The organism is Salinisphaera orenii subsp. halophila YIM 95161, from assembly GCF_003732545.1.
Classification (GTDB): Bacteria; Pseudomonadota; Gammaproteobacteria; order Nevskiales; family Salinisphaeraceae; genus Salinisphaera; species Salinisphaera orenii_A.
Genome location: NZ_AYKF01000066.1, coordinates 187959 through 209104 on the forward strand (window position 1 = coordinate 187959; position 21146 = coordinate 209104).

The window sequence follows — 21146 nt, forward strand, 5'->3', positions numbered from 1 at the left end:
CTATGCGCGGTGATTCGAGCGCGTCTCCTGCCCGGCGGGCCCGCCGGCGGAGGCATGATAGAGGTCCCAGGCGCCGAGCCAGTCCCTGAGCTTGTCCACGGGCATCGGCCGTCCGATGTAAAAGCCCTGCATGTAATCACAGCCCAGCTGCCGCAGGCGCTCGGCCTGTGATTCGGTCTCGATGCCCTCGGCGACCGCTCGCAGTTCCAGGGCATGGGCCAGCCCGATCGTCGCCTGCACGATGGACAGATCGGTCCGCGAGACGAGCATGTCCTCCACGAACGACCGGTCGATCTTGATCTCACTCGCCGGTAAACGCTTGAGATAGGCGAGCTGAGAGTAGCCGGTGCCGAAATCGTCGATCGAGATGTGCACGCCCATGTTGGCCACACGGGTGACGACGTCGAGCGTACGCTGCTGGTCGGCCATGAGCGTGTCCTCCGTGATCTCGACGGTGAGATACCGGCTCGGCAGATCCACCGCCGCCAACAGCTCGGCCAGCGCATCCGGAAAATCCGGATCGAGCAGGGACCGGGCGGATAGATTTACCGAAATGCCAAGCGGCCAGCCCGCGGCATGGAAATCAGCGGCACTGGACAGCGCCCGTTTGAGCACCCAGTTGGACAACTCACTGATCAGGCCGCTGCGCTCGGCCCGGGGAATGAAGTCGCCCGGCATGATCAATCCGCGCCGCGGATGCTGCCAGCGCACGAGCGCCTCGACCCCAAACACGCGATCGGCGGCGATGTCGACGATCGGCTGCAGATGCAGGACCAGCTGATCCTCTTCAATGGCCGCGCGCAGCTCCGAGCTCAAACTGTGCATTTCGGCGTCGTGCAGCGACTCGCGCGCGGTGATGAGCGCGAAGCCACCACCCTGGGTCTTGGCGCGATGCATCGCGCCCTCGGCGGCACTGAGCAGGCTATGACTGTCGTGCCCGTTCTCGGGATAGATCGCAGCGCCGATGCTGCCGGCCAGATTCAGCGACAGGCTGTCCAGCGCGCAGGGCGGCTCGAGTTCGTTTTCGATCCGCTGGGCTACGGAGGACAAGGCTTCGGCCGAACCAAGCGGATCCAGCAGCACCCCGAAACTATCGCCCCCGATCCGGGCGACCAGCGAATGATCCGACAGTGCAGTCTCTAAACGCCGGGCCACGCTCTTGAGCACGCGATCGCCATTCGCGGATCCGAACTGGTCGTTGACTTCCGAGAAGCCGTCGAGATCGATGATCATGACGGCGACACGGGACCGACTCAGATACGCGGCCGCCACGGCGGACTCAAGACGCCCCATGAAGTAGGCGCGACTGGCGAGACTCGTCAGTGCGTCGAGATCGTCCGCGCGCCGCGTGCGCGCCTCGAGCAGCGCCCTGTCACCCTGCAGGCGCCGCGTATCGTCCCGCGCGAAAGCGATCGCGCGATCCGAGAGCAGCACCCCCACGTACTGGCCCCAGAGCGCGAAGACCAGGGGCAGCAGCAGATCGAGAACGAGCAGTCCGCCGTTGTCGCGGTGCGCGTCGACGAGATTGGCCGCGGTCAAGGCCTCGCCGGCCAGCAGCACCGTCGCCAGTGTGGCCACAACGATCACCGCCAACGCAATGAGCACGCCATAACAGGCGTAGCGCGTCAGCTGGCTGCGCAGTGTGCGGGCCACGTCCGGCAACCATGCGGCACGGTTTCGCTGCACGTTATCTTCTCCCCGAAACCGGTCTGTCCGACTCTAGCACCGACCGGATGGCTTGCGCAGTTTCTTTTGTACAATCAGAAATCTAGACTTTCACGGCTGTCACGGCGTCGACTCCCGTCCCAGCGGCACGCCGGCGTTCCGGAATGTGTCCTTCAGATCCTCGAATGCGGCCCGGGCGGCCGCCGGGGCGCCGCGCACCCCGAACTCGATGACGCGGGCGCCACCGGCGTTGGGCAGACAGGCGATACGCACGCTCGGGTGGGCGTCCATCAACGCCTGCATGGGGTCGATCAGCGCGCTCTCCGGCGTGTCCAGAACCTCGACCAGCAGCTCCACGTCGCGCTCAAGCCGATGCAGATGCCGATAGTGCGTATCCAGCACCCATTCGATCATCGGCCAGGCCATGTTCGGAAACCCCGGCACGAAATGATGATCGCCGAACGAAAAGCCCGGTACGCGATTGACCGGATTGGGTATCACGCACGCGCCCACCGGCCATTCGACCATGTGGATGCGCTTCGGGTAGGCGTCCTCGCCGAAGCGTTCCTCCAGAATGCGGCGCCCTTCAGCGTTGAACTCGAGTTCGACCCCCGCCGCCGCGGCCGCACACTGGCGTGTCCGATCGTCCGGCGTCGCGCCGATACCGCCGAAACTGAACACGATATCCGGCCCGGCAAGCGTCTCCCGCAGGGTCTGTTCGAGCACCTGGGCGTCGTCGCCGACCATGCGGGCCCACGACAATTCCATTCCGCGCGCAGCGAGCAGCTCGATCGCCTTGGGCATGTGCTTGTCCGTGCGCTTGCCGGACAACAGCTCGTCGCCGATGAGCACGAGGCCCACCCGCGTCGGCTGCGGAGTCATAGCGCGCGCACGTCTGCGGGCCACGTCCGCACGTGGCCCGCAAGCGGCGCCGTCATGGCCGCGATCAGGCTTCCGGCAACCAACCCGACTGCTCGATGGCACCGAAGATGTCGGTCTCGGTGGTGATGCCGAGCAGCTCGCCGTCCTTGTTGGCCACCAGCAGACGACTGATGTTCTTCTCGGCGATGACGTTGGCCGCCTCGTGCAGGTGCGTCTCGGGCGCCACCGTGACCACCGGCCGCGTCGCGATCTGGCCGACGTTGATATCGGTCGGCGACTTGTTGTCGCGCACGATCTTGGTGACGATGTCGCGCCGCGTCATGATGCCCCACTCGCCCGAGTCGTTGGGCTCGACGACCAGCGACGAGACCTCGTTCTTGCGCATCTCGTGCATGGCGTCGTGCACGGACGTCTCGTCGGTGACCGTGATCAGCGAACGCGTCATCACGTCGGAGACCGACGTCGGCGTACGGCCGCTGGCGATCATCTCCTCCATCGGCTGGAGCAGACGCCGGATCTCGCGCTGCTTGCGCTCGCGGGCGAGCTTGTCCGAGCGCTGCTGGCGCTTGGTCTCGAGATCGATGCCGCCCTGGATCTGTTCGATCAGCGCATCCGCGAACTGGCTGGTGCCGACTTCCGTGGCGCCTTCCATGTTGCGGGCGAAGTCGTAGGTCACGATGCCGTCGGCCAGCACCTCCGGATACGCGAGGCTGATCAGATCGGCGGCTTCCTGCCAGCCGAGGTACTCGAGCATGTTCACGCCCGAGAACAGCAGCGAACCGGGATTGACCTTGTTCTTGTCGGCGTACTTGGGCGCGGTCCCGTGGGTGGCCTCGAACACGGCGATGTTGTCGGACATGTTGGCACCCGGCGCGATGCCGATACCGCCGACCTCGGCCGCCGCGGCGTCCGAGAGATAGTCGCCGTTGAGATTCATCGTGGCCAGCACGTCGAAATCGTCCGGACGCAGCAGCATGAGCTGGAAGATGATGTCGGCGATGCGGTCCTTGATCACGATCTTGCCTTCCGGCTGACGACCGTTGTACTCGGAGTACAGCTGGTCCTCGGTGATCGTGCAGTGGCCGAATTCCTCCCGCGCGACTTCATAGCCCCAGGCACGGAAGGCGCCCTCGGTGAACTTCATGATGTTGCCCTTGTGCACCAGGGTCACCGATTCGCGGCCGTTGTCGATCGCGTACTGGATGGCCTTGCGCACCAGGCGTTTGGAACCGAACTCGGAGATCGGCTTGACGCCCAGGCCGGCGTCCTCGAAGAACTCCGCGCCCATCTCCTCGCGCAGGAACTTGGCGAGCTTCTTGTTCTCGTCGCTGCCCGACTGCCACTCGAGGCCGGCGTAGACGTCCTCGGTGTTTTCGCGAAAGATCACCACGTCGACCTTGCCCGGATCCTTGAGCGGGGACGGCACGCCGGCGTAGTGGCGCACCGGGCGCACGCAGGCGTAGAGATCCAGCGACTGGCGCAGAGCCACGTTCAGCGAACGAAAGCCCTCGCCCACCGGCGTGGTCAGCGGGCCCTTGATCGCGACCCACAGGTCCTTGATCGCCTCGAGGGTCTCGTCCGGGAAATAGTCGCCGTCGTAGATGCCGGCGGCCTTTTCGCCCATGTAGAGCTCGGCCCAGTGAATCTTGCGCTTGCCGCCATAGGCCTTCTCCACCGCCGCATCCCAGATGCGCAGGCAGGCCTTGCTGATATCCGGGCCGATACCGTCACCCTCGACGAAGCCGAGGATGGGGTTGTCGGGAACGTGCATGGTGTCGTTCTCGACCGTGATCTTCTGCCCGTCCTCCGGCAGACGCACATGCTTGTAGGCCATTCGCCTCTACTCCTTGAATCGACGTGTTCGGTTCCGGCCGCGGCGCCCGCGGCCGGTTGCGCGCGTTACGCGCTTATTTGGCGCCTTCGTTCTCGGCGACGGCGTTTTCCAGCATCGGCTTGAGCTCGCCGGACTGGAACAGATCGATGACGATGTCCGAACCGCCGATCAGTTCGCCGTTGACGTAGAGCTGGGGGATCGTCGGCCAGTTGGAATACAGCTTGACGCCCTGGCGATAAATCTCCTCGTCATCGAAGACGTTGACCGCCATGAACGGCACGCCGCAGGCCTTGAGCGCCTCGGCGCTGCGCGCGGAAAAGCCGCACTGGGGGAAATCCGGGGTGCCCTTCATGTACAGGACGACCGGATTGCCTTCGACTTCCTGCTTGATGATTTCCATTGCCTTCGCACTCATGGCGCTGTCCTTTGCTTCGAAATCGGTTTCACCTGCCAAATTATAACGCGGCTGTCGAGCGGCCGTTCAGGTAGGCGGCCCGTGGCCACCGCCGCCGGCGGAGGTGACCCGCAGCCGCTGCCCCGGCTGCGCCGTGCCCGTGCACTTGCCGGGCAGTGAACGCTCGTCGAGCCGGTTCTCGCCGCGGGCGCCGTCGCCGCCGCCGGCGCGTCCCCAGGGCGCGCGCCCGCGGCGTTCGGTGAGCAGCGTGTAGTCGGTCGCCGCGAGGAACATCAGTTCGCGCTCGATGCCGTCGCCGCCCGCACGCGCGCCCGCGCCGCCGCTGCCGCGGCGTACCGCGTAGCGCGTCACCCGCATGGGAAAATGGCGTTCGAGCACTTCCACCGGGGTGTTCAGCGTGTTGGTCATGTGCGCCTGGACCGCCGAAGCCCCGGGCCGCTGGGGCCCGGCGCCGAGCCCGCCGCCCATGGTTTCGTAGTAGTCCCAGGGCGATTCGTCGGCGTGCGATCCCAGCGCCACGTTGTTCATGCTGCCGTGACTGGCCGCCGGCACGCGCTCGGGCACGGCATCGGCGAGCGCGCCGAGCACGGCGTCGACCACGCGCTGGCTGGTCTCGACATTGCCGGCCGCCACCGCGTGCGGCGCGCGGGCATTGAGCAGCGAGCGTTCCGGCACGCTGAGGCTGATGTCGTCGAAGGCGCCAGCGCAAGCCGGCAGCTGCGCCGGCATCAGGCAGCGCAGCGCATACAGCACCCCGGCGGCGGTCACCGACAGCGGGCAGTTCACGTTGCCCGCGACCATCGGGCTGCTGCCGGCGAAGTCGACGTGCACGCGAGAGCCTTCGACGTCGAGGCAGCAGGCGATGGCCAGATCGGTGCTGCCCTGGCCGTCGTCGTCGAGATAGTCGGTGAAGCGATAGCGTCCGTCCGGCAGCGCCGCCAGTGCGCCGGCCGCGAGCTGACGTGCATAGCCGTTGTAATCCGCGAGCCGACCTTCGAAGGCATCGACACCCGGGTACTCGTCGACGAGTGCGGCGAGCCGAGCCATGCCGACCCGGTTGGCCGCGATCTGCGCGGAGAAATCGCCGCGGGCGATATCGGGGTTGCGCAACCGCGTCAGCCAGCCGCCCAGAACCGCCTCGTCGATCGCGTCCTCGCGGACCAGCGCCACGGGCGCGATCACGAGGCCTTCCTCCGCCAGATCCGTGGACAGGGGCATGGAGCCCGGCGAGTCCGCGCCGATGTCGGCGTGATGGGCCCGGTTGACCACGAAAGCTGCAATCCGGTCGTCGACGAACAGCGGCGCGATCAGGGTCACGTCGGGCAGATGAGTGCCGCCCAGATACGGGTCGTTGAGCGCGACCATCTCGCCGGGACGCCACTCGCGCGAGGCCACGATGTCGGCCATCGCGTAGGCCATACTGCCCAGATGCACGGGGATGTGGGCGGCCTGGGCGCAGAGCCGGCCCGCGGCGTCGAACACGGCACAGGAATAGTCGAGCCGGTCGCGGATGTTGGGCGAGAAGGCGGCCTGGGCCAGGCGTGCGCCCATCTCCTCGCAGACAGCGGTGATGCGACTGGCGAACACGGCCAGTTCGATCGCGTCGTGACCGCGGGTATCGGCGGGGCAAGTCATTGCGCGAGCATAGCAATCGTAATGGCCGCCGTCAGGCGCGATGCCGGCGATCTGGCCTCAGTAGAAACCCGCAGAATCACCGTGATGCTTTGAAAATCGACTCGAAACCCCTATATAAAGTCGAGGCGTTGATTCACTCATCTCAGAAGAAGGGATACGTCATGGCATTTGAACTGCCCGATCTACCGTACGACTACGATGCACTCGAACCGTACATCGACGGTCGTACGATGGAGATTCACTACGAGAAGCATCACAACGCGTATCTGACCAAGTTCAAGAAGGCGATCGAGGGCACGGAGCTCGAGGACCAAGATCTCGAGACCATTCTCTCGAAGGCCGGCCAGCACGGCCCCGGCGTGCGCAACCAGGGCGGTGGCTTCTACAACCACAACATCTTCTGGCAGTGCATGTCGCCCTCGGGCGGCGGCAAGCCGACCGGTGATCTCGCCAAGGCGATCGATTCGAGCTTCGGCTCCTTTGACGAGTTCAAGGAGCAGTTCACGAACGCGGCCACCGGCCTGTTCGGCTCCGGCTTCGTCTGGCTCGTGCCGCAGGGCAATCAGCTGCGGATCGTGTCCACCCAGAACCAGGACAACCCGATCATGGATGTCGTCTCCGAGGACGGCAAACCGGTGATGGGGCTGGACGTCTGGGAGCACGCCTTCTATCTGAAGTACCAGAACCGCAAGCCGGAATACGTCGAAGCCTGGTGGAACGTCGTCAACTGGGACGGCATCGCCAAGCGCTACGAGGACGCCAAGGGCTAAACACCCGCTCCGGTTGCGCTAGAATGCAGCCCCGTCGCACTGCGGCGGGGCTGTTTTCATTGATACGCCGCAGCCATGACGCATTCCCATCTGATTCCGACCTACAAACGCCAGCCCGTGGCCTTCGAGCGTGGCGAAGGCGCCTGGTTGTTCGACACCGCCGGCCGGCGCTATCTCGACGCCCTCTCGGGCATCGCGGTGAATGCCCTGGGGCACGCCCATCCGGCGCTGATCGCCGCGATCGGCGAACAGGCCAACCGCCTGCTGCACACCTCCAACCTCTACGAGATCGAGGTCCAGTCAAGACTGGCGGACCGCCTCTGCGAGCTCGCCGGCATGGACGCCGTGTTCTTCGGCAACAGCGGCAGCGAAGCCAACGAGGCCGCCATCAAGCTCGCGCGCCTGCACGGCCACGGCCGCGGCATCGACACACCGCGCATTGTAGTGATGGAGAGCGCTTTTCACGGCCGCACGCTGGCCGCCCTGGCCGCCACCGGCAATCCGTCGGCACAGCAGGGGTTCGAACCACTGCCCGAGGGCTTCGTACGCGTGCCCTACGGCGACCTCGAGGCCATCCGCGCGCTGGACGACGGCGACATCGCGGCGGTGCTGGTCGAGCCCATTCAGGGCGAAGGCGGCGTACGCGTGCCGCCGGCGTCGTTTCTTCCCAGTCTTCGCGCGCTGTGCGACACGCGCGGCTGGCTGCTGATGGTCGACGAGGTCCAGACCGGCGTCGGGCGCACGGGCGACTGGTTCGCCCACCAGGCAAGCGGGATCACGCCGGACGTCATGTGTCTGGCGAAAGGACTCGGCGGCGGCGTGCCCATCGGCGCCACGCTGGTGGCCGGGCCGGCACGCGAACTGTTCGGCCCCGGCAGCCACGGCTCGACCTTCGGCGGCAATCCGTTAGCCTGCCGAGCCGCGCTCGCGGTACTCGACACGATCGACGACGACGGCCTGCTCACCCATGCCCAGGCCATGGGGGAATCCATCCGCGGCCAGATCGAGGCGCGCGTCGGCGGTCTTGACGTGGTGCGGGATATCCGCGGCGCCGGGCTGATGATCGGCATCGAACTGGGCCGGCCCTGCCCGGAGCTTGTCGAGACCGCCCGCGAACGCGGCGTCCTGCTCAACGTGACCGCCGGCTCGGTCATCCGCCTGCTGCCACCGCTGATCATCGCGCCGCCCGAAGTCGAGCGGCTCGTGGACACCGTCTGCGAGCTGATCGAGAACGCGGCGGCTTCCGACAACGACACACGAGCCAACGCATGACAGTCCGCCATTTCCTCCGCCTCGACGACCTCGGCGCCGACGGCATCCGCCGCGTGATCGACAGCGCCATCGCGCTGAAGGCCAGGCCGCCGCGCAAGCCGCCGCTGGCCGGCCGGACGCTGGCGATGCTGTTCGAGAAAGCCTCGACGCGCACCCGGGTTTCGTTCGAGGCAGGCATGACCCAGCTCGGCGGCCATGCCATCTTCCTGTCGCCGGCCGACACCCAGATCGGGCGCGGCGAGCCGGTCGAGGACACCGCCCGCGTGCTCTCGCGCATGGCCGACGCGATCATGATCCGCAACCACTCGCACGACACGCTCGAGCGTTTCGCCGCCTATTCGCGGGCCCCGGTCATCAACGGGCTGACCGACCGCCTGCATCCCTGCCAGCTGCTGGCCGATCTCCAGACCTACACCGAGCACCGCGGCGACATCGCCGGCCGGACGGTGGCCTGGATCGGTGACGGCAACAATATGTGCAACTCCTGGCTGCACGCGGCGCGCCTGCTCGATTTCACGCTGCGCGTGGCGGCACCACCCGGGTATCAGCCGGAGGCGCGGATCGTCGAGGCCGCCGGCGCGCATGCCGTGATCTGCGAGGACGCCCCCGAGGCCGCCGACGGCGCGGACCTGGTGGTCACCGACGTCTGGGCCAGCATGGGCGACGAGGACGACCGCGAGGCGCGGCTAGCGGATTTCGCCAACTTCCAGGTCAATCGCGCGCTGATGAGCTGGACCGCCGACGACGCCCTGTTCATGCATTGCCTGCCCGCCCACCGCGGCGAAGAAGTCAGCGCCGAGGTGATCGACGGGCCGAGCAGCGTCGTCTGGGACGAGGCCGAGAATCGACTCCACGCGCAGAAGGCGCTGCTGCTCGATCTGCTCGACGCCTGACGGGCCCGGCCTCAGCCGTCGGCGTCGGCGCGCCCGGCGACCACCAGCGAGTAGTCGCCGCCCTCGGCCTCGTGATGGGCGGTCGCGACGAGGCCCGCGGCGGCCAGAAGACGCTCGATGGAGGCCGGCGTGAACTTGTGGCTGAACTCGGTGACGATCTCCTCGCCGGCCGCCATGTCGATGAAGGTGTCCAGCGCACCCAGCCGCACGCTGTGGTCGTGTCCGGCCGCCAGCCGCATCTCGATGCGTTCGTGTTCGGTGTCGAACACCGCCCGGTGGCGATAGTCGGCGACCGGGAAATCCGCATCCAGCTCGCGATTGATCACCGTGAGCACGTTGCGGTTGAAGGCTGCCGTCACCCCCTCGGCGTCGTCGTAGGCCGCCTCTAGGCGGCCGCGGTCCTTGACGCGATCCAGGCCCAGCAGCAGGCGATCGTCGGCGCGCATCAGCGCGGCGATCTCGCGCAGCATCGCAATGGCTGCGGCGGGCTCGAAATTGCCCAGCGTGCCGCCGAGAAAGACGATCAGCCGACGGCCGCTATGCGGCAGCGGCAGCCGGCCCAGACCGCCGGTGTAGTCGCCGATCAGCGCATGCACGGACAGCCACGGATAGCGGCCCACCAGATCCGCGCCGGCGTCGAGCATCATCTGCGCGCTGACGTCGAAGGGCCAGTAGACCGGATGCCGGCCGAGCCGGTCGCAGGCCGCCAGGAGATGGCGGGTCTTGCGCGAGCTGCCGCTGCCCAGCTCCAGCATGTGGTCGGGCGATGCCGCCTCCACGATCGAGCCGACATGGGCGGCGAGCAAGGCCTCCTCGGCGCGTGACGGATAGTACTCCGGGGTCGCACAAATGGCCTCGAACAGCTCGGAGCCGTGGTCGTCGTAGAAATACTTCGCCGGCAGCCAGCGCGGCCGCGACAGCAGCCCGGCCCGGACGTCGTCGGTGAGCGTGGCCACCGCACGATCCGGGGTGACCACGGAACTGGCAAGCCGGTCGGTCTGTCCTGAAACGCGCATGAATCAGCGATTTGGCGTGATGGCGTCGGAGGTTATCATGCGCCGATAATCCCGATACCCGGTCGACTACGGATGTGTCGCATCGCCGCCTACATGGGCGCGCCCGGTTTCCTGAACGATATCCTGCTCGCGCCCGAACACGGGTTGAGCCGACAGGCCTGGGACGCGCGCGAGATGGAAAGCGCCACGGTCAACGCCGACGGCTGGGGCGCGGCCTGGCTGGACGACGACGACCGCCCAGCGGTCTATCGCAACATCCTGCCGATCTGGGCGGACGTCAACGTCGAGCCGCTGGCCCGCAGCCTGCGATCGCGGCTGTGGCTGGGCAACGTCCGCAGCGCCACGCCGGGGCTGGGCACCGATCACGCCAACACGCAGCCATTCTGCGACGAGCGTTTGTTGTTTACCCACAACGGGTTCGTCGATCGCTTCGCAACCACGCTGCGGGCGAGGCTGCGGGCCGAGCTCGCGCCCGCGGTGGAGACCTCAATCGTCGGCAACACCGATTCCGAGTATCTGTTCGCCCTGCTCCGCCAGCAGGCCGGCGACCCGGTGACCCGTGCGCGCACGGCCATCGCCCTGCTGCGCGGCTGGCTCGCCGAGACGCCGGATGTGCGCGCGCTGCTCGCCTTCGTGCTGACCGACGGCGAGCGGCTGGTCGCGGTGCGCACCGCCATCAATGCGCGCGCGCCGTCGCTGTATTATCACGCCGATTGGCGGGCCGGCACGATGATCGCCTCCGAACCCTTCGACACCGACTCCGGATGGACACGGATCGAAACCGACACACTGGTCGTAGTAGACAGGCAGAGTTCAGTCCCCGTTGTCGAAACACTATGAACCCACCGTTTCCCCACCGCCTGGCCGGTCTGCGTGCGGCCAGCCGCGCCATGCTCGACGCCGTGCCCGAGCACGATCTCACACGCCAGAGCCATGCCGAGCTCAGCCCGCTGCTCTGGCACGTCGGGCATGTCTTTTTCGTCGAGCACTACTGGCTGGCGGAATGCGTCTTCGGCGACCATGACATCACCGACCACTGGCGCACGCTGTATTTTCCGGAACTCTGCGCCAAGGGCGAGCGCAGCGCCCGCCTGCCCGGCCCAGACGCGATGCGCGACTGGACCCGCGCCGTGGCGGCGCGCAGCGACGCCTACTGGGCCGCCACCCCGGAGATGGATCATGCCCTGCTGAACGACGGCTATCTGGAGGCGTTCCTGCGTCAGCACTACGCCCAGCATCTGGAGACCATGCGTCTGGCCTGCGACCAGCTCGCACTCGGACATACGACGCGGCCGGCCGCCACCGCCCTGGCGCCCGCCTCTCCCGAGTGCACGACCACCCACGTGCCGGCCCATACCGCGACCATCGGCACGGACGACGTGGCGGCCTACGACAACGAAAAGCCGGCGTTCGAGACCCACGTCGCTGCCTTCGACATCGCCGACCATCCGGTGACCAATGCACAGTGGCTCGGCCTCATGGAGGCCGGCGGCTATCACCGCCCTGAGCTCTGGGACCCGGCCGGCTGGGCCTGGCGCGAGGCCGCCGGCGTCACCCACCCCCAGCACTGGCGGCCGGCAGGGGGACACGGCTGGCACGTGCCCGGCGACGGCGAGGACGCGATCGCCGACGCCCCGGTCCACGGCATCGGCTGGTACGAAGCGCGCGCCTTCGCCCGTTACGCGGGCGCGCGGCTGCCCACGGAGATCGAATGGGAAGCCGCGCGCCGAGCGGACTGCCTGCGCGGCCTGCACCGGGTCTGGGAATGGTGTGCGGACGCCTTCCATCCCTACCCCGGCTTCACCGCCTTCCCCTACGAAGCCTATTCGCAATCGTGGTTCGACGGCGACCATTTCGTGGCCCGCGGCGGCAGCCGCCATACCGAGCCCGACGTGCTGCGTCCGGGCTTTCGCAACTTCTATCCGCCAGCCCATCGCCACGTGCGCGCCGGCCTGCGGCTGGCGTTCTAGGGCCTGTTAACACTTCATGCGAGCCCGCGCCAAGCGCTGTTGTGCGGCAAGACGAGGCGTAGTACGCGCCGTGCACTCATTCTGCACCAGCGTGCGACAACGCTGGATTGCCGCACAACAGCGCTTGTCCCGAAGGGTTGGACCTCAAATCGCGCTCTGCGGCGTTGCCAGCCTTGATCGTGGCGCGCCACGATCGGCGACTCGCGCCGTGCAGAACACGATTTGAGGTCTCCAACGCGGCGTTCGCATGAAGTGTTTACAGGCCCTACCGCACCGCTGACGTATACTGCCGGCCCTCGAGAGATCCGGAGCAAAGCCTGTGCCGACGATCGACTTCAATCCGCCGGCCGAAGTCGCCGACACCGTCGCGCGCGCACTCGCCGAGGACATCGGCGACGGCGACCGCAACGCCCTGCTGGCCGATGCCGCCGCACCCGCGAATGCCGTCGTCGTCGCGCGCGAGAACGCGATCCTGTCCGGCCGGCCCTGGTTCGACGCCGTGTTCGCGGCACTGGACGCCGACGTCCGCATCGACTGGAGCTATGACGATGGCGAGCGCATGCGCTCGGAGACGCCGGTCTGCGAACTGCATGGCCCGGCGCGCGCAGTGCTCAGCGGCGAACGCACGGCGCTGAATTTCCTGCAGCTGCTCTCCGGTGTCGCGAGCACCACCCACGACTACGTGGAACGGGTAAAGGGCACGAATACCGGCATCGTGGACACGCGCAAGACGCTGCCGGGCCTGCGCAGCGCCCAGCGCTACGCCGTGCGCTGCGGCGGCGGCGTGAATCACCGTTTCGGTCTGTTCGACGCCATCCTCATCAAGGAAAACCACATCATGGCCGCGGGCGGCATCGAGGCGGCCGTGGCCGGCGCGCGCGCGCAGTCGCCGGACCTGTTCCTGCAGGTCGAAGTGGAAACGCTCGAGGAACTCGACGCCGCCCTGGAAGCCGGCGTGGACGCGGTGCTGCTGGACAATTTCGCCACCCATGTCCTGGCCCGCGCGGTGCACATGGCCGACGCCCACCGGCGACGTTTCCGGCGTCAGATCGTGATCGAGGCCTCCGGCGACATCACCCTGACCAACGTCCGTGAGATCGCCGACACCGGCGTGGATCGCATCTCCATCGGCGGGCTGACCAAACATATCCGGGCCACCGACTTCTCGATGCGCATGCAGGTCAACGCACCCGCAAGGGGCGATCCGGCCGCGGGCAGCGCTCAGACCTAGAGCGGACGAAGCCGACACGGGGCGCATCGATGAGGCGTGGCGGCACGCTGCGTTCGAACACGCGATCAACGCCTCGGCCGACGCGCGCACTGGCCGAACCGCCGCCGCGCCGAGCGCCGGGCTTCGCAACGCGCCGGGAATGACGAGGCGTTTGCGCCGCGCCCAGCTTGCCGTGCCGTCGACTCGATTCCGCACCGGGCTGTCGCATGGCCGGTGCGTCCGGCAGGTACGGGCGGCCAGCACAGGCGCGGCCGGCCGCCCTAGCGACCGCCCCGCGCGGGCTGCGCCAACGGCGGTCACGGCCTCCGGTCGGGTGACACGACCAGCGCTCGGAATTCAGGATCGCATGGCAAAGCGTCGGCCCCCGACGCGCGCGTCGCGCGCCCTGGCCGCGACGGCGCGCCGTCGCGTTCGGCGATGGCCCTGCGTTCGCCGTCGCGCGGGCCGACCTGCGCGACGAAACGCGTCGACGCGGCGCTGCGCTACCGGTCAGCGCACCGTCTGCTAGGCCCGCCCGGCCAGGCGCTCGAACCCAGCCTCGAGATCGGCGATGAGATCGTCGACATCCTCGAGGCCGACGTGCACCCGCAGCGTCGGTCCGGACGCCTCCCAGACGGTCGCCGAGCGCATGCGCTCGGGGTTGATCGGCAGGATCAGGCTTTCGTAGCCGCCCCAGGAAAAACCCATGCCGAACAGCGACAGACCGTCAACCATCGCCGCCAGCCGGGCGCGCTCGACCGGTTCCAGCACAAAGGCGAACAGGCCGCTGGCGCCGCTGAAATCGCGCCTGAACAACGCGTGCTGGGGATGGTCCGCGCGCGCCGGATGGATCACCCGCGCGACCTCCGGCCGGTCCGCCAGCCAGTCCGCCAGCCGGCGCGCGCTGGCGTCGTGCTGGATCAGGCGCTGGCCCATCGTGCGCAGCCCGCGCAGGCCGAGGTAGATGTCGTCCGGGCCGGCGCAATAGCCCATCGCGGCGGCGGTCTTCTTCACGCGCGGGTAGTGCGCCTCGCGGCAGTTGATCACGCCGAGCATGGCGTCGGCGTGGCCCACGAAGTATTTGGTCGCAGCATGGATGGAGATATCGACGCCGTGGCCGATGGCATCGAAATACAGCGGCGTGGCCCAGGTGTTGTCGGCCAGCACGGCCACACCGTGGCGTCGCGCGACCGCGGACAGCGCCGGCACGTCGGCGATCTCGAAGGTCAGCGACCCCGGGGCCTCGAGGAACAGCGCCCGAGTCTCGGGACGAATCAGCGCTTCGAGCGCCTCGGCGGACAGCGTCGGGTCGAAATACTCGGTCTCGACTCCGAAGCCGGCGAGCAGGCCGTCGCAGAGCTTGCGCGTGGGCCCATAGACATTATCCGTGACCAGCAGGTGGGCGCCGGATTCGGCCACGCTCATCAGCGCCACCGTGATCGCAGCCAGCCCCGAGCAGGTCGTGACCGCGCCGTGGGCGCCCTCCAGCTCCGCCACGGCGTCCTCGAAGGCGAACTGCACGGGCGTGCCGTTGCGGCCGTAGTAGATGCCGCGAAACGGATTCGCGGCGGCGTTCTCGAGTGCGTCCAGCGATTCGAACAACACCGTCGAAGCGTGGTAAACGGGCGGATTGACCATGCCGTGCTGGGCGGCCGGATCACGGCCGGCATGGACGAGGCGGGTGGCGGTCTTCATGCGGCGCTGGCTTGTCATCGAATCCCCGTGCTGTCGATTTCACCGGCCGGCCACGACGGAAAGACTATACTGGGCCGCATCAGCCTGCAGGCCCGTCGTTCACCGTGAACCGACATCTGGAAAATCTATTGTCCCACACGCTCGAGCGCGTGCTGACCGGACTGCCCTACCGGCGGCCCGACGCCGCCGCGCTCGCGCGGGCGCGGATCGTGTCCCACCGCGGCGAACGCGACGGTCGCCACGTCTGCGAGAACACCATCGCGGCCTTCGACCCGGCCGTCGCCGCCGGCGTGCCCGCGATCGAGTTCGACGTGCGCTACACCCGCGACGACGAACCCGTGGTGGTCCACGACGCCGATCTAAAACGCGTGTTCGGGCGTTCGGACGTGGTGGCCGACAGCCCCTGGTCCGCCCTGCGGGCGGCCGAGCCCCGCCTGCCGCATCTGGCGAGCGTGCTGGAGCGCTATGCGGGCCGCGCGCATCTGATGATCGAACTCAAGACCCGCGGCAGCGAGCGCGCCGAGACGCGACTAGCCGAGCTGCTGGCACCGTTGGCCCCGGTGCGCGACTTCCACCTGCTGTCGCTCGACACGACGCTGTTCGAGGGTGCCACCACACTGCCGCAGCGCTGTCACCTGCCGGTGGCCAAACTCAACCTGCCGGCCCTGTTCGACTGGGCGCGGACCCACGACTGCGCCGGTCTGGCCGGGCCTTTCGCCCTGCTGCGCGGCCGTCACATCGAAACGCTGCACGCGCGCCGCGCGCTGATCGGCAGCGGCTTCGTGAGCACGCCGGCGATGTGTCTGCGCGAGATCGGGCGCGGCGTGGAGTGGATATTCACCAACCATGCCGCGCGCCTGCAACGTGGACTGGACGCTGCGCGCGCGCGGCTTGCCGCCGTCTAGGTAGAACCCTTATCGCGCAGCCGCGCCGGTGGCCGTGCGTGGACAGGAGGACGGGCGCGAGCACCGTCCGGGCCGGCGCTACGACCGGCGGCGCGCCACCGATCCGGGACTCGGCTCGCCCGCCGCTCGATATCGGCGCTGCGCGGCCCGGCGACGGTCATGCCCGCAGCCGGCGCCGGACGATGGCCGACCGCCTGCGATCGATTGTCACCGGGGCCGCACGACCCGCGGGACGTGCCGACAGAGCCCGGCTCCTAGACCGCCGGGCCGAGCACCTCACGCCCGTGCGGCGCATACAGATCCAGCGCCGGCCCGGCCGGCACGATGCCGGTCGGGTTGATGGTGCCGTGGCTGCGGTAGTAGTGCTGCTTGATGTGATCGAAGTTCGTGGTCTCGGCGATGCCGGACATCTGATAGAGCTCGCGCAGATAGCCCGACAGATGCGGATAGTCGGCGATCCGCCGCAGATTGCACTTGAAGTGGCCGACATACACCACGTCGAAGCGCACCAGGGTCACGAACAGCCGCCAGTCGGCCTCGGTGACGCGACTGCCGGCCAGATAGCGTCGCTCCGCCAGCCGCGCGTCGAGCGTATCCAGCGTGGCGAACAGGGTCTCGAACGCATCCTCGTAGGCGCTCTGCGTGGTCGCGAAGCCGGCCTTGTACACGCCGTTGTTGACGTCGTGATAGACGCGCTCGTTGACGGCATCGATCTCGTCGCGCAGTTCCGCCGGGTAGTAGTCGCGCTCCGGATGCGCGGCCACCTCGTCGAAGGCGCTGTTGAACATGCGCACGATGTCTGCGGATTCGTTGGAGACGATGGTCTCGTGATGGGTGTCCCAGAGCGTGGGCGTGGTGACCCGTCCGGTGTAGCTCGGCGCGGCCTTCTGGTAGAGCTCGAACAGATGATCGAGCCCGTAGAGCGGATCCGGTATCGCCCCGGGCGCGTCGGAGAAGCTCCAGCCCCACTCGCCCATGTACGGATCGACGATGGCCACACCGATCGCCGTTTCCAGCCCCTTGAGCTTGCGCAGGATCAGGGTGCGATGGGCCCAGGGGCAGGCCAGCGAGACATAGAGCTGGTAGCGCCCCGCCGCGGCGGGAAAACGCGCGTCGGCCGACGGCTCGACCCAGTCGCGAAAACCGGCCGATTCGCGCACGAACCGGCCGCCGTGCGAGGCGGTGTCGTACCACTGATCCTGCCACTGACCTTCGACGAGCAGTCCCATGCGATTACTCCGAACGCTGCCGCGAGAGCGCAGCGATACCGGCGTCGGCACTGCTCACGCGGCAGAAACAATGGGCGTAGCGGTGATGCGGATCGTTGAGCCCGGTACGCAGCCAGGCCAGCGCTTCGTTGTCGACGAGACCGGACAGCCAGGCCGGCATCCACGCCGCTTCGGTGTGCGCGGACAGGAACTGACGCACGAGCGTGCGCCAGTCGGCCGGCGGCTGCATCGGCTGCAGCGCGTAGTCGCCGGGCTCCAGGTCGGCGAGCTTGGCGGCGGCGTCACGCGCGTCGACGAACCCGCCGAGGCTGTCGATCAACCCCAGCCGCTCGGCGTCGGCGCCGCTCCAGACCCGGCCTTCGGCGATGCGCCGCACCGCCGACTCCTCCATGTTGCGGGCGTCGGCGACATGGCCGACGAACGTGTCGTAGCCCCGCTCGACCCCGGTCTGGAAGATCGTGCGCGCGGTCTCCGACAACGGCCGGTCGATGCGCATCAGGCCCGACAGCGGCGTGGTGCCGACGCCGTCAGTGTGAATGCCGAGCTCGTTCAACGGCTCGTCGATCGTGGGCACGATGCCGAAGATGCCGATCGAGCCGGTGATGGTCGACGGCTGCGCCCAGATCTGGTCGGCGTTCATCGACACCCAGTAGCCGCCCGAGGCGGCCACGCCGGCCATCGACACGACCACGGGCTTGCCGGCCGCCCGCGTGCGGGCGATCTCGCGCCGGATCCTTTCCGAGGCCGTGACCGAGCCGCCCGGCGAATTCACCCGCAGCAGCAGCGAAGCGACGTGCTCGTCGCGGCGGGCATCGGCGATCAGACGCGCGATGGTCTCGCCGCCGGCCGAATCGGCCACGCTCTCGCCGTCCACGATGGCGCCCTCGATCACCACGAGTGCCACGCGGTTGTCGGTGCGCGGCGCGGTCTGTTCCGTATCGGTCGCGGCGAGATAGTCGGCCTGGTTGATCTGGCTGAAACTGCCATGCGCGTCGTCGCTGCCCACGCGCTCGCGCATCGCCTCACGGACATCGGGCAGCGCGGCGACGGTGTCCACCAGGCCGGCCTCGTGCGCCATGCGGGCGGCGTTGCCGTCCATGGCCTCGAGCGTGTCGGCAAAATCCTCGATATAGGCTGAAACGTCCTCGGCGCTGTAGTCGCGCGTGGCGCTGATCGACTCGCGATAGGTGCGCCAAAGCGAACTCATCCACGCCTGATTGGCCGCCCGGGCCTCGGGCGACATGTCGTTGCGAATGAACGGCTCCACATAGGACTTGTACTCGCCCACGCGAAACACGTTGATCGTGACCCCGAGCTTGTCCAGCGCTTCCTTGTAGTAGTTGCGGTAGACCCCGTAGCCCGGCATGAACACGAAGCCGAGGGGATCCAGATAGATCGTGTCTGCGTGGCTGGCGAGCGCGTACTGCGACTGATCGTAGGACGGCGACCAGGCGACGACCGGTTTGCCGGACTGCTTGAAGCGATCGATCGCGGCAAGCAGATCCTGCACCTGGCCCGGCTGCGCGGCACCGAGCTCGTCGAGCTTGAGGAAAGCCAGCTCGATGCGATCGTCGTCTCGCGCGCGATCGAGTGATTCGACGAGATCGCGCACCACCGACTGACGCTGCGGCTCGGAGAACACCGCGCCGAGCACGTTGCCCACACCCCGGCTGTCCTGCTCGACCAGGTCGCCGACGGGGGCCCAGACCAAGGCGCTGCCCTGCGGTACCGACACCTGCGGCCCGCTGAAGAACGCCAGATAGATCCCCGCAGGCACGATCAGCAGCAACACCAGCAGCACGAGCGCGTACAACAGCGCGATCGTGCGCCAGATGCCGCCAAACAGGCGGCGGAGGAAGGACGGCTTTTGCGCCACGGTAACTCCAGATTCAAGAACCGCCCCCAGTATCACGGGTGCGGCCGGAATGGCCGTCCCGCGGATGCAAGCCCGCGCGACGCGTGGCAGTGTAGCCGCTTGCACACGCGTTCGCGACTTGAATCACGGGTACACGCGCCGCATCGTCAGGCGGCTGCGAACCGCTTCATTCTCGCCCAGGACAGACTATGAGCAAAGACGAGATCCGGCATCAGAAGCTGATCATTCTCGGCTCCGGCCCGGCCGGCTATACCGCCGCGGTCTATGCCGCCCGCGCCAATCTCAAGCCGGTGCTGATCACCGGCATGGAACAGGGCGGCCAGCTCATGACCACCACCGATGTCGACAACTGGCCGGGCGACGTCGAGGGCCTACAGGGCCCGGGTCTGATGCAGCGCATGGAAGAGCACGCCAAGCGCTTCGATACCGAGATTCTGTTCGATCACATCCATACGACCGATCTGTCGAAGCCGCCCTACCGGCTGGAAGGCGATCGCGGCGTCTACACCTGCGATGCGCTGATCATCGCCACCGGTGCGACCGCGCGCTATCTCGGGCTGGAATCGGAGACGGCCTTCATGGGCAAGGGTATCTCCGCCTGCGCGACCTGCGACGGCTTCTTCTACAAGGGCAAGAACGTGGCCGTGATCGGCGGCGGCAACACCGCCCTCGAAGAGGCGTTGTATCTGTCGAACCTGGCCGCGCACGTCACCGTGGTGCATCGGCGCGACAAGTTCCGCGGCGAGAAGATCCTGGCCGACAAACTCTTCGACAAGCAGGCCAACGGCAACGTGTCGATCATCTGGGATCACGAGCTCGACGAGGTGCTGGGCGACGAGATGGGCGTGACCGGCGGGCGCATCAAGCACACCCGCTCCGGCGAGACGCAGGAACTCGATGTGGACGGCATCTTCATCGCCATCGGCCACAAGCCCAACACCGACATCTTCGCCGGCCAGCTCGATATGGAAGGCGGCTATATCAAGGTGCAGAGCGGCACCCAGGGCAACGCCACGGCCACCAGCAAGCCCGGCGTGTTCGCCGCGGGCGACGTGATGGACCACGTCTATCGTCAGGCGATCACCTCCGCCGGCAGCGGCTGCATGGCCGCGCTCGACGCCGAGAAGTATCTCGATGCGCTTACCGCGGACGACAGCGCCCGCGAGGCGCACGTCGAGGCCCAGGAGGCGCATCGCGAAGTGTGATGGGGCCGGCCGCTGGTCGGACGCATCACCGCTGCGGCATGATGCCGTAATGAAGACACCGCCACGCCACCCGCAGCTGCCGCGCGCGATCGCCGCGGCCCTCGTCCTGGGAGCGGCGCTGCTGGCCGGCTGCAGCAGCGCACCGCCGGTAGAAAACCGGGTGCCGGCCGGCAGCGCCGAGCGCGAAGCGGTCATTTCGCACGCGCTCGAGCAGATCGGCAAGCCCTATCGCCGCGAGGCGAGCGGGCCGTCGGCGTTCGATAACGACGGTTTCATCGCCTTCGTCTACCGCGACGCGCCCGAGCCGCTGCCGGAGGCCGTGCGCGCCCAGCTCGAGGCCGGCACACCGATCGACCTCGCCGATGCCCGGCCAGCCGATCTCGTCTTCTTCCGGCTGGAGGGTGACGACGATCGGGCGCGGCTGCTCGTGGGGCTCTATCTCGGCGACGAGACGATGCTGATGGCCACGCCCGGCATTCGCGAGGACGCCGGCGTGCGCCGGCTGGCGCTCGACGAGTACTGGCACCAGCGTCTGGTCGGGGTCATCCGCATCCTGCCGCTGCGCTAACGGCTGTCGACGCGTCATGCGCGCCCGCACCGAGCGCTAGCCCGGATATTGCACCAAACAGAACGGCGAAGCCGGTATAATCTCTTTAGTAACAACCAATTACTTA

18 protein-coding genes are annotated in these 21146 nt (G+C 67.8%); 9 read left to right on the forward strand and 9 right to left on the reverse strand.

Annotated elements, in window-relative coordinates:
* The 5 genes from SAHL_RS05620 to SAHL_RS05640 all read right to left on the reverse strand — a co-directional run bounded on the left by SAHL_RS05620 (position 1) and on the right by SAHL_RS05640 (position 6431).
* Positions 1-1686: a putative bifunctional diguanylate cyclase/phosphodiesterase gene (locus tag SAHL_RS05620; protein ID WP_148045500.1), complete on the reverse strand. Its 1686-nt coding sequence runs from the start codon at positions 1684-1686 to the stop codon at positions 1-3.
* 99 nt (positions 1687-1785) lie between these two features.
* Complete coding sequence (locus tag SAHL_RS05625; protein ID WP_123590413.1) at positions 1786-2547, reverse strand: competence/damage-inducible protein A; 762 nt, start codon at positions 2545-2547, stop codon at positions 1786-1788.
* A gap of 64 nt (positions 2548-2611) precedes the next feature.
* On the reverse strand, positions 2612-4381 hold the full coding sequence (icd, locus tag SAHL_RS05630) for an isocitrate dehydrogenase (NADP(+)) (RefSeq protein WP_123590414.1): 1770 nt from the start codon (positions 4379-4381) through the stop codon (positions 2612-2614).
* Positions 4382-4454: 73 nt separating this feature from the next.
* Positions 4455-4796: a Grx4 family monothiol glutaredoxin gene (gene grxD, locus SAHL_RS05635; protein ID WP_123590415.1), complete on the reverse strand. Its 342-nt coding sequence runs from the start codon at positions 4794-4796 to the stop codon at positions 4455-4457.
* Positions 4797-4862: 66 nt separating this feature from the next.
* Positions 4863-6431 carry a hydantoinase B/oxoprolinase family protein gene (locus SAHL_RS05640; RefSeq protein WP_123590416.1) on the reverse strand — a complete coding sequence of 523 codons (1569 nt, stop codon included), beginning with the start codon at positions 6429-6431 and terminating at the stop codon, positions 4863-4865.
* Positions 6432-6592: 161 nt separating this feature from the next.
* Here SAHL_RS05640 and SAHL_RS05645 point away from each other — a divergent pair, with 161 nt between their 5' ends.
* The 3 genes from SAHL_RS05645 (at position 6593) to argF (ending at position 9366) form a co-directional block, all read left to right on the forward strand.
* Complete coding sequence (locus tag SAHL_RS05645; protein WP_123590417.1) at positions 6593-7201, forward strand: superoxide dismutase; 609 nt, start codon at positions 6593-6595, stop codon at positions 7199-7201.
* Positions 7202-7276: 75 nt separating this feature from the next.
* Entirely contained in the window at positions 7277-8473 is a 1197-nt protein-coding gene (locus SAHL_RS05650) for an acetylornithine transaminase (RefSeq protein ID WP_123590418.1), read from the forward strand.
* On the forward strand, positions 8470-9366 hold the full coding sequence (argF, locus tag SAHL_RS05655) for an ornithine carbamoyltransferase (RefSeq protein WP_123590419.1): 897 nt from the start codon (positions 8470-8472) through the stop codon (positions 9364-9366). Before SAHL_RS05650 ends, argF begins: the two co-directional genes overlap by 4 nt.
* A gap of 11 nt (positions 9367-9377) precedes the next feature.
* Here the strand turns inward: argF and egtD are convergent, their stop codons facing one another.
* Positions 9378-10382, reverse strand: a complete 1005-nt coding sequence (egtD, locus tag SAHL_RS05660; RefSeq protein ID WP_123590420.1) for an L-histidine N(alpha)-methyltransferase — start codon at positions 10380-10382, stop codon at positions 9378-9380.
* 72 nt (positions 10383-10454) lie between these two features.
* On the opposite strand from egtD, the gene egtC reads away from it, so the two are divergent.
* The 3 genes from egtC to nadC all read left to right on the forward strand — a co-directional run bounded on the left by egtC (position 10455) and on the right by nadC (position 13583).
* A complete protein-coding gene (gene egtC, locus SAHL_RS05665; RefSeq protein WP_123590421.1) occupies positions 10455-11222 on the forward strand; it encodes an ergothioneine biosynthesis protein EgtC in 768 nt (255 codons plus the stop codon).
* The gene (locus SAHL_RS05670; RefSeq protein WP_184947397.1) at positions 11219-12352 is read left to right on the forward strand and encodes an SUMF1/EgtB/PvdO family nonheme iron enzyme; all 1134 of its coding nucleotides are present in this window, start codon (positions 11219-11221) and stop codon (positions 12350-12352) included. The genes egtC and SAHL_RS05670 overlap by 4 nt, the downstream gene beginning before the upstream one ends.
* A gap of 319 nt (positions 12353-12671) precedes the next feature.
* Entirely contained in the window at positions 12672-13583 is a 912-nt protein-coding gene (nadC, locus tag SAHL_RS05675; RefSeq protein ID WP_221177847.1) for a carboxylating nicotinate-nucleotide diphosphorylase, read from the forward strand.
* Positions 13584-14087: 504 nt separating this feature from the next.
* Here the strand turns inward: nadC and metC are convergent.
* On the reverse strand, positions 14088-15275 hold the full coding sequence (gene metC / locus SAHL_RS05680; RefSeq protein WP_245968400.1) for a cystathionine beta-lyase: 1188 nt from the start codon (positions 15273-15275) through the stop codon (positions 14088-14090).
* 110 nt (positions 15276-15385) lie between these two features.
* Between metC and SAHL_RS05685 the strand changes: the two genes are divergently transcribed.
* Positions 15386-16162, forward strand: a complete 777-nt coding sequence (locus tag SAHL_RS05685) for a glycerophosphodiester phosphodiesterase (RefSeq protein WP_184947399.1) — start codon at positions 15386-15388, stop codon at positions 16160-16162.
* 254 nt (positions 16163-16416) lie between these two features.
* Here the strand turns inward: SAHL_RS05685 and SAHL_RS05690 are convergent, their stop codons facing one another.
* Entirely contained in the window at positions 16417-17391 is a 975-nt protein-coding gene (locus tag SAHL_RS05690) for a glutathione S-transferase family protein (RefSeq protein WP_123590425.1), read from the reverse strand.
* A gap of 4 nt (positions 17392-17395) precedes the next feature.
* Positions 17396-19267 carry a signal peptide peptidase SppA gene (gene sppA / locus SAHL_RS05695; RefSeq protein ID WP_184947401.1) on the reverse strand — a complete coding sequence of 624 codons (1872 nt, stop codon included), beginning with the start codon at positions 19265-19267 and terminating at the stop codon, positions 17396-17398.
* 188 nt (positions 19268-19455) lie between these two features.
* Here sppA and trxB point away from each other — a divergent pair, with 188 nt between their 5' ends.
* Positions 19456-20472: a thioredoxin-disulfide reductase gene (gene trxB / locus SAHL_RS05700; RefSeq protein WP_123590427.1), complete on the forward strand. Its 1017-nt coding sequence runs from the start codon at positions 19456-19458 to the stop codon at positions 20470-20472.
* 49 nt (positions 20473-20521) lie between these two features.
* Positions 20522-21040, forward strand: a complete 519-nt coding sequence (locus tag SAHL_RS05705; protein WP_184947403.1) for a C40 family peptidase — start codon at positions 20522-20524, stop codon at positions 21038-21040.
* The last annotated feature ends 106 nt before the right edge of the window (positions 21041-21146 follow it).

Coding starts and splice junctions, on each gene's coding strand:
- SAHL_RS05625 (WP_123590413.1), bottom strand. CDS start 2,547: ATGACTCCGCAGCCGACGCGGGTGGGCCTCGTGCTCATCGGCGACGAG.
- icd (WP_123590414.1), bottom strand. CDS start 4,381: ATGGCCTACAAGCATGTGCGTCTGCCGGAGGACGGGCAGAAGATCACG.
- grxD (WP_123590415.1), bottom strand. CDS start 4,796: ATGAGTGCGAAGGCAATGGAAATCATCAAGCAGGAAGTCGAAGGCAAT.
- SAHL_RS05640 (WP_123590416.1), bottom strand. CDS start 6,431: ATGACTTGCCCCGCCGATACCCGCGGTCACGACGCGATCGAACTGGCC.
- SAHL_RS05645 (WP_123590417.1), top strand. CDS start 6,593: ATGGCATTTGAACTGCCCGATCTACCGTACGACTACGATGCACTCGAA.
- SAHL_RS05650 (WP_123590418.1), top strand. CDS start 7,277: ATGACGCATTCCCATCTGATTCCGACCTACAAACGCCAGCCCGTGGCC.
- argF (WP_123590419.1), top strand. CDS start 8,470: ATGACAGTCCGCCATTTCCTCCGCCTCGACGACCTCGGCGCCGACGGC.
- egtD (WP_123590420.1), bottom strand. CDS start 10,382: ATGCGCGTTTCAGGACAGACCGACCGGCTTGCCAGTTCCGTGGTCACC.
- egtC (WP_123590421.1), top strand. CDS start 10,455: ATGTGTCGCATCGCCGCCTACATGGGCGCGCCCGGTTTCCTGAACGAT.
- SAHL_RS05670 (WP_184947397.1), top strand. CDS start 11,219: ATGAACCCACCGTTTCCCCACCGCCTGGCCGGTCTGCGTGCGGCCAGC.
- metC (WP_245968400.1), bottom strand. CDS start 15,275: ATGACAAGCCAGCGCCGCATGAAGACCGCCACCCGCCTCGTCCATGCC.
- SAHL_RS05690 (WP_123590425.1), bottom strand. CDS start 17,391: ATGGGACTGCTCGTCGAAGGTCAGTGGCAGGATCAGTGGTACGACACC.
- trxB (WP_123590427.1), top strand. CDS start 19,456: ATGAGCAAAGACGAGATCCGGCATCAGAAGCTGATCATTCTCGGCTCC.
- SAHL_RS05705 (WP_184947403.1), top strand. CDS start 20,522: ATGAAGACACCGCCACGCCACCCGCAGCTGCCGCGCGCGATCGCCGCG.